This is a genomic window from Sphingomonas bacterium, from assembly GCF_903643065.1.
Taxonomy (GTDB): domain Bacteria; phylum Pseudomonadota; class Alphaproteobacteria; order Sphingomonadales; family Sphingomonadaceae; genus Sphingomonas.
In genome coordinates, this window is sequence record NZ_CAHJWX010000144.1 from 1 (window position 1) to 5,917 (window position 5,917).

7 protein-coding genes, 1 tRNA gene and 1 pseudogene are annotated in these 5,917 nt (G+C 68.4%); 5 read left to right on the plus strand and 4 right to left on the minus strand.

Annotated elements, in window-relative coordinates; all coding sequences use genetic code 11:
* Positions 1–471, plus strand: a pseudogene (locus tag HUU95_RS06520) (amino acid dehydrogenase); the annotation flags it as partial.
* 177 nt (positions 472–648) lie between these two features.
* Positions 649–1,293 carry a tetratricopeptide repeat protein gene (locus HUU95_RS06525; protein ID WP_174279376.1) on the plus strand — a complete coding sequence of 215 codons (645 nt, stop codon included), beginning with the start codon at positions 649–651 and terminating at the stop codon, positions 1,291–1,293.
* Positions 1,294–1,318: 25 nt separating this feature from the next.
* Here the strand turns inward: HUU95_RS06525 and HUU95_RS06530 are convergent, their stop codons facing one another.
* Positions 1,319–1,537, minus strand: a complete 219-nt coding sequence (locus HUU95_RS06530; protein WP_174279377.1) for a DUF3072 domain-containing protein — start codon at positions 1,535–1,537, stop codon at positions 1,319–1,321.
* A gap of 180 nt (positions 1,538–1,717) precedes the next feature.
* Here HUU95_RS06530 and HUU95_RS06535 point away from each other — a divergent pair, with 180 nt between their 5' ends.
* The 3 genes from HUU95_RS06535 to HUU95_RS06545 all read left to right on the plus strand — a co-directional run bounded on the left by HUU95_RS06535 (position 1,718) and on the right by HUU95_RS06545 (position 4,295).
* Positions 1,718–3,667: a potassium transporter Kup gene (locus HUU95_RS06535; protein WP_174279378.1), complete on the plus strand. Its 1,950-nt coding sequence runs from the start codon at positions 1,718–1,720 to the stop codon at positions 3,665–3,667.
* On the plus strand, positions 3,667–4,176 hold the full coding sequence (locus HUU95_RS06540; protein ID WP_174279381.1) for a 2'-5' RNA ligase family protein: 510 nt from the start codon (positions 3,667–3,669) through the stop codon (positions 4,174–4,176). Before HUU95_RS06535 ends, HUU95_RS06540 begins: the two co-directional genes overlap by 1 nt.
* A 42-nt stretch (positions 4,177–4,218) precedes the next feature.
* Positions 4,219–4,295 (plus strand) — tRNA-Met (locus HUU95_RS06545).
* Here HUU95_RS06545 and HUU95_RS14780 read toward each other — a convergent pair.
* The 3 genes from HUU95_RS14780 to HUU95_RS06560 all read right to left on the minus strand — a co-directional run.
* Entirely contained in the window at positions 4,252–4,614 is a 363-nt protein-coding gene (locus HUU95_RS14780; protein WP_174279382.1) for a type II toxin-antitoxin system HicB family antitoxin, read from the minus strand. The genes HUU95_RS06545 and HUU95_RS14780 overlap by 44 nt on opposite strands.
* Before the next feature lie 293 nt (positions 4,615–4,907).
* Positions 4,908–5,504 carry a peptidylprolyl isomerase gene (locus tag HUU95_RS06555; RefSeq protein WP_174279379.1) on the minus strand — a complete coding sequence of 199 codons (597 nt, stop codon included), beginning with the start codon at positions 5,502–5,504 and terminating at the stop codon, positions 4,908–4,910.
* Positions 5,505–5,529: 25 nt separating this feature from the next.
* The coding region (locus HUU95_RS06560) for a formate dehydrogenase accessory sulfurtransferase FdhD (protein ID WP_174279380.1) at positions 5,530–5,917 on the minus strand (388 nt) is incomplete at its 5' end.

Below are 5,917 nucleotides of genomic sequence, written 5' to 3' on the forward strand. Positions count from 1 at the left end.
ACCGCCGACGGCGCGGTGCTGACGCTTGCCGACGTCGACGCGCCGCGCGCGCGGGCGCTCGCCGACGAACTGGGCGCCACCGCCGTCGCGGCGGACGCAATCCTGGGCGTGGAGGCCGATATCGTCAGCCCCAACGCGCTGGGCGCGATCCTCACCGAACGCTCGATCGCCGGCTTGACGGCAAAGGCGATCGCGGGCGGCGCCAACAATCAGCTCGCCACCGCCGACGACGGCTGGCGCCTCCACGCGCGCGGCATCCTGTACGCGCCCGATTACGTCATCAACGCCGGCGGCATCATCAATGTCGGGCTGGAATATCTGGGCCAGGGCGACGAGGCGGAGGTCAAGGCGCGCATCGCCCGCATCCCCGCGCGGCTGGAGGAGATCTGGGTCGAAAGCGCGCGGGCGGGCGAGCCGTCGTCGGTCGTGGCCGACGCGATCGCCCGGCGGCTGATCGGCCGCGCATCATAGCTTCACGCTTCTCCGACGGAGGCCGGGGCCCAGTGGCGATGCGTTCAAAGGTGGAGCGCAGCCCTCCAGCATGGGCGGTCTCGCCACCGGGCCCCGGCCGTCGCCGGGGAGGCGAGAAGGTGACGCGACGCCACGGTGCCGCTAGTGCCGAACACGCGTGATCTTCCAAAAATCTTCATGGGCTATCTAGCCCTCGCTCTCCTCGCCGCCGCCGCCTTTGCCGCGACGGCGCGGTTCGGCGTCGCGCGGCCGCTCTGGTCGATGGTCGGCGCCGCGCTGATGGCGGGCGCGACGGGCTATGCGTGGCAGGGCCGTCCCGGCCTGCCCGGCGCCGATCCGCGACCGGAGGCGACCGTCCGCGCGCCCGAGCCCGCGCTGATCGAGCTGCGCGACCGCATGTTCGGCGGCTACACGCTCGATCATGCCTATCTGAACGCGGCCGACGTCATGCAGCGGGTCGGCGAGCCGCGCCTGGCGGTGCTGGCGATCCTGGGGGGCTTGCGCAAGATGCCGGAAAGCCTGTCGCTCTGGACCGGTCTCGGCACCGCGCTCGCCGCGCATGACGGCGATCGGGTGTCGCCCCCGGCGTTGTTCGCGTTCGAACACGCCCGTCATCTCGCGCCCGATCAGCCCGCACCCCTGTTCTTCGAAGGGCTCGCCTATATTCACGCCGGCGACTTCGCCGCCGCCCGCCCGCTCTGGGCCCGCGCGCTGGCGCTGACCCCGCCGGGGGTGTCCTATCATCGCGACATCGCCGAACGGCTGACGTTGCTGGATCAATATCTGGCGGCGCTGGCGCGAACGCCCCGCGCCGCCGACTGACCCAGCACGCACGTATCCAGAGCGATCAGCGACCGCGCCCGGTCTTCTCCTGCAGCTCATCGATCTTCATCGACGCGTCCGCCTTGTTGAGCGTATCGTCGAACTCCTCCTTCGCTTCCTCGGACAATGTCTTGAGGTAGCTCGCCTGCGCACCGGTCATCGGCTCGCCGCCGGTGGTCCAATCGTGCGGGTCCTTCTCGGCGTTGCCGGTCGGGTGGTCCTTGGGGTTCGTGTCGTCAGCCATGGGAGGTTCCTTTCGATCGCCTCAACGCACTCCGTTCCTTATCCGTTCCACGCCTTGAGGGGTGGTCCGGGATCGGCATCGCTGTTCGTGACGCCGTCGCAAGTCCCTGTTCCGGCTGGCATCCCCGTTGCGGGTTGCAACGGGCGGTGCTAGGCGCGTGACCTTATGCCAGCCGAGACGATGAGCGCGGATGCGCCGCTGGCCGCCGGCACCACCGACGTCCCAGATGGAGACCCGGACGGGTTCGTGGGTCACGGCCATCAGGGGAGCCTGATCAAGCTCGCGGTGGGTGCGGTGGGCGTCGTCTTCGGCGATATCGGCACCAGCCCGATCTACGCGTTTCGCGAGACGTTCGCCGGCCATCACCGGCTCGAACCCGATCGGCTCCATATCCTGGGCGTGCTCAGCCTGATCTTCTGGTCGATGATGGTCGTGGTCACGATCAAGTATGTCACCATCATCATGCGCGCCGACAACAAGGGGGAGGGCGGCAGCCTCGCCCTGCTCGCGCTGATCAATCGCCAGACGGCGCGCAAGCGCTGGACGGGCGGGATCATCCTGCTGGGCGTGTTCGCGACCGCGCTCTTCTATGGCGACAGCATGATCACGCCGGCGATGTCGGTGCTGTCGGCGGTGGAGGGGCTGCGTGTCGTCGATACCCGCTTCTCGGCGCTCGCGCCGCCGATCGCGATCGGCATCCTCGTGATGCTGTTCGCGATCCAGCGCCGCGGCACCGCTCGGGTCGGGCTGTTGTTCGGGCCCATCATGCTCGTCTATTTCGTCGTGCTGGCGGTGCTGGGCCTCGTTCATATCGCCAGCGATCCGGCGATCCTGGTCGCGCTCAGCCCGCTCTTCGCGATCCGCTTCTTCCTGCACCAGGGCCCGGCGGCGTTCCTGGCGATGGGGTCGGTCGTGCTGGCGCTGACCGGCGCGGAGGCGCTCTACGCCGACATGGGCCATTTCGGGCGCAACCCGATCCGCGTGTCGTGGCTGCTCTTCGTGCTCCCGGCGCTGATGCTCAACTATCTGGGCCAGGGCGCGATGATCCTCCAGCTGTCGCCGAAACAGGCGCACGTCGCGATCGAGACGCCCTTCTTCCTCCTGGCGCCGGACAGCCTGCGGCTGCCGCTGGTGCTGCTCGCGACGATGGCGACGGTGATCGCCAGCCAGGCGGTGATCTCCGGCGCCTTTTCGGTGACGCAGCAGGCGATCCAGCTCGGTTTCGTGCCGCGGCTGTCGATCGTCCATACCTCCAGCCAGGCGGCGGGGCAGATCTTCATCCCCGTCGTCAACACCGCGCTGATGGTGATGGTGATCCTGCTCGTGCTCGCCTTCCGGACCTCGTCCAACCTCGCCGCCGCCTATGGCATCGCGGTAACGGGGGCGATGCTGATCGACACGATCCTGCTGGGCGTGGTGCTGATCCAGCTGTGGAAGTGGAGCCGGTGGCTCGCCTATCCGCTGATCGCGGTGTTCCTGCTCTTCGATCTCGCCTATTTCGCTTCCAACCTGACCAAGGTGCCCGACGGCGGCTGGTTCCCGCTGCTGGTCGGCCTCGTCATGTTCACGTTGCTGACCACCTGGGCGAAGGGGCGGCACCTGATGCTGGAGCGGATGCGCGAGGCGGCGATGCCGGTGCCCGTCTTCATCCGCTCCGCCGCCACCTCGGCGACGCGGGTCGGCGGCACGGCGGTGTTCATGACCTCGACCCCCGATGGCGTGCCCCACGCGCTGCTCCACAATCTGAAGCACAACCGCGTGCTGCACGAACGGATCATCCTGCTCACCGTCAAGGTGACGGACATGCCGCATGTCCGCGATGAGCAACGCTTCCACCACGAGGATCTGGGCGAGGGCTTCCACCGCCTCGTGCTCAAATACGGTTTCATGGAAGACCCGGACGTGCCCGCCTGCCTTGCCCGCTACGATGCCTGTTCGGGCAAGTTCCGGATGATGGACACCAGCTTCTTCCTGTCGCGCCAGACGCTGATCGCGTCGGAGCGGCCGGGCATGATGCTGTGGCGCGAGAAGCTGTTCGCCTGGATGCTGCGCAACGCGGTGAGCGCGATGGAGTTCTTCGGCCTGCCGTCGAACCGCGTGGTGGAGCTGGGCAGCCAGATCGAGATTTGATCGAGACTCCGGCCCCGATCATCGTCACCGCGCTGTTCTCGCGCGCCGACCAGGCCTGGCTCGATGGGTTGCGCCGCCAGCATTTCCCGCCCGAGCGCAACCAGCTCGACGCTCACCTGACGCTGTTCCATCACCTGCCGCCCTCGATCGCCGACGAGCTCAAGCATCGCCTCGCGGAGGAGACGCGCGGCATGCGAGCGCCGGTCGCGCGCGCGGCGGGGCTGATCTCGCTGGGGCGCGGCGTCGCGTTCCGCATCGAGGCGCCCGAGCTGGTCGCGATCCGCGCGCGGCTGGCGGAGGCGTTCGGCCCGCTGCTGACGCCGCAGGACGCCGGCGGCTGGCGCGCGCACGTCACGATCCAGAACAAGGTGACGGCGTCGGTCGCCAAGCTGCTGCTGACCGACCTGCAACGCGGGTTCCAGCCTCGTCCGGTTGAGATCGCGGGGCTGGCGACCTGGTGGTATCGCGGCGGCCCGTGGGAGCCGCTGTCACGCCACATGTTCGCTTGACGGCCCCGTCGCGCGACCCTATCCGCGCCGCTCGATTGGCAGGGCGGGGTAGCTCAGCTGGTTAGAGCAGGGGAATCATAATCCCAAGGTCGGGGGTTCAAGTCCCTCCCTCGCTACCAATCGAAGCGCGCCTTCCAGCATCTCCGCTCCCCAGGCATTGAGGCTCTTGCCCGCCAGTTCTGCCGCGCGGGCGGCGCGGGCATGAAGAGTCGGGTCCACTCGCAACATGAGCTTACCAGAATATGGCCGTTGCGTCGGGCGCCCGAGCTTGGCGCAGGTCGCAATATAATCGTCGACCGCCTCCTCGAACGCCGCGCGCAGTTCCTGCACGCTCTCACCGTGAAACCCGACTCCGTCCCGGATACCTGCCAGTCGCCCAAAGAAGATCCCGTCCTCGGCATCGAACTGGATCGGCGCGCTATAGCCCTGATAAGTCATCACGTTGCTCACGGCCTTACTCCGATCCTAATCAAGAACTCGCGCGCGGCACGGACTTGGTACCGCTTCGCTTCCTTGGCGGGATGCGGGCGGTGAAACATTTCGACCTCATCGCCTTTGCAAACCTGACTCGAGAGCCGCTGCCCTCGATTACTGAGCACCCGCAAGCCACTAGCAACAATTCAAGGTCGGACCATACGACCGACGGTGACACGGGTTCTGTGAAGATGCGCCGCAACGTGCGGGTATGTCGGCCGTTCACGCCAGCAAATTATGCTAGCACATACCGCTGGTCAAGGCACCCGCCGCGCGCTCGTCACCACCACCGGCTTGGCGATCTGCTCGCCCGGGAAGTGGCCGCCGGCCGCTACCGGCGCGTCGAGGATGCGGTGCACCGTGTCCATGCCTTCCACGACATGGCCGAACGCCGCATAGCCGAGATTGTCGCCGGGCCGGCTCGGGTCGGCGTCGAGCGAGAAGCGCTGGTCGCCGACGCTGATCGTGAAGTCGCCCGCCCCCGTGCCAGGCGCGAGCCGCGCGAGCGAGATCGCGCCGTCGGTATGATGGACGCCGGTCAGCGTGGTCGGCTCGTGCCGGATCGGCGGTAGCACGCGCCCCGGCGCGTTCTGGACGCCGAACTGGACGAAGCCATAGTCCGGCTGGACCTTCACGGTGCGGTAGAACACAACGCCATCGAGCCGGTGCCGTTCGACATAGCGCAGGAAGTTGGCGGCGGTGACCGGCGCGCGTTCAGTCTCGATCGCCAGCACGATCGAGCCCTCGCTGGTGGTGAGCGCGACGCGCACGGTGGCGGGCGCAGCGGCCGGAGCGGACGTCGGCATCGGCGCGCTGGCGACCTGGGCGGCAAGGAGCAGGGCGAGTCGGAGCATAAGCGAAACGTAGCAGAAGCGGGGCTCAGCCGAACCGCCCATGCGGATCGCTCAGCACCAGCATCGCGTCCGCGCGCGCCAGTGCGACCAGCGTCAGCCCGTGCTCGCGCGCGCGCGCCAGCGCCAGCGTCGTCGCCGCCGACACGCCGACCAGCAGGCCGACGCCCGCGACCAGCGCCTTGTCGACCATCTCGTAGCTGAGCCGCGAGGTGACCAGCACGAACTCCGCCATCGTACCGGTGATTGCGAGCCAGCCGACCAGCTTGTCGAGCGCATTGTGCCGCCCGACGTCCTCGAACGCTGCGACGACCCGCCCGGCCGCGTCGCAAGCCGCCGCCGCGTGCACCGCGCCGGTCAGCGCGTTGAGCGGCTGGTGCGCGCGTAACGTGGCGAGGGCGGCGAACAGCGCCGCC

Bases quoted from the DNA above. Each gene is read 5' to 3' on its own strand.
- HUU95_RS06530 (WP_174279377.1), bottom strand. From the start codon at position 1,537: ATGGCTGACGACACGAACCCCAAGGACCACCCGACCGGCAACGCCGAG.
- HUU95_RS06535 (WP_174279378.1), top strand. From the start codon at position 1,718: ATGAGCGCGGATGCGCCGCTGGCCGCCGGCACCACCGACGTCCCAGAT.
- HUU95_RS06525 (WP_174279376.1), top strand. From the start codon at position 649: ATGGGCTATCTAGCCCTCGCTCTCCTCGCCGCCGCCGCCTTTGCCGCG.
- HUU95_RS06555 (WP_174279379.1), bottom strand. From the start codon at position 5,504: ATGCTCCGACTCGCCCTGCTCCTTGCCGCCCAGGTCGCCAGCGCGCCG.
- HUU95_RS14780 (WP_174279382.1), bottom strand. From the start codon at position 4,614: ATGACTTATCAGGGCTATAGCGCGCCGATCCAGTTCGATGCCGAGGAC.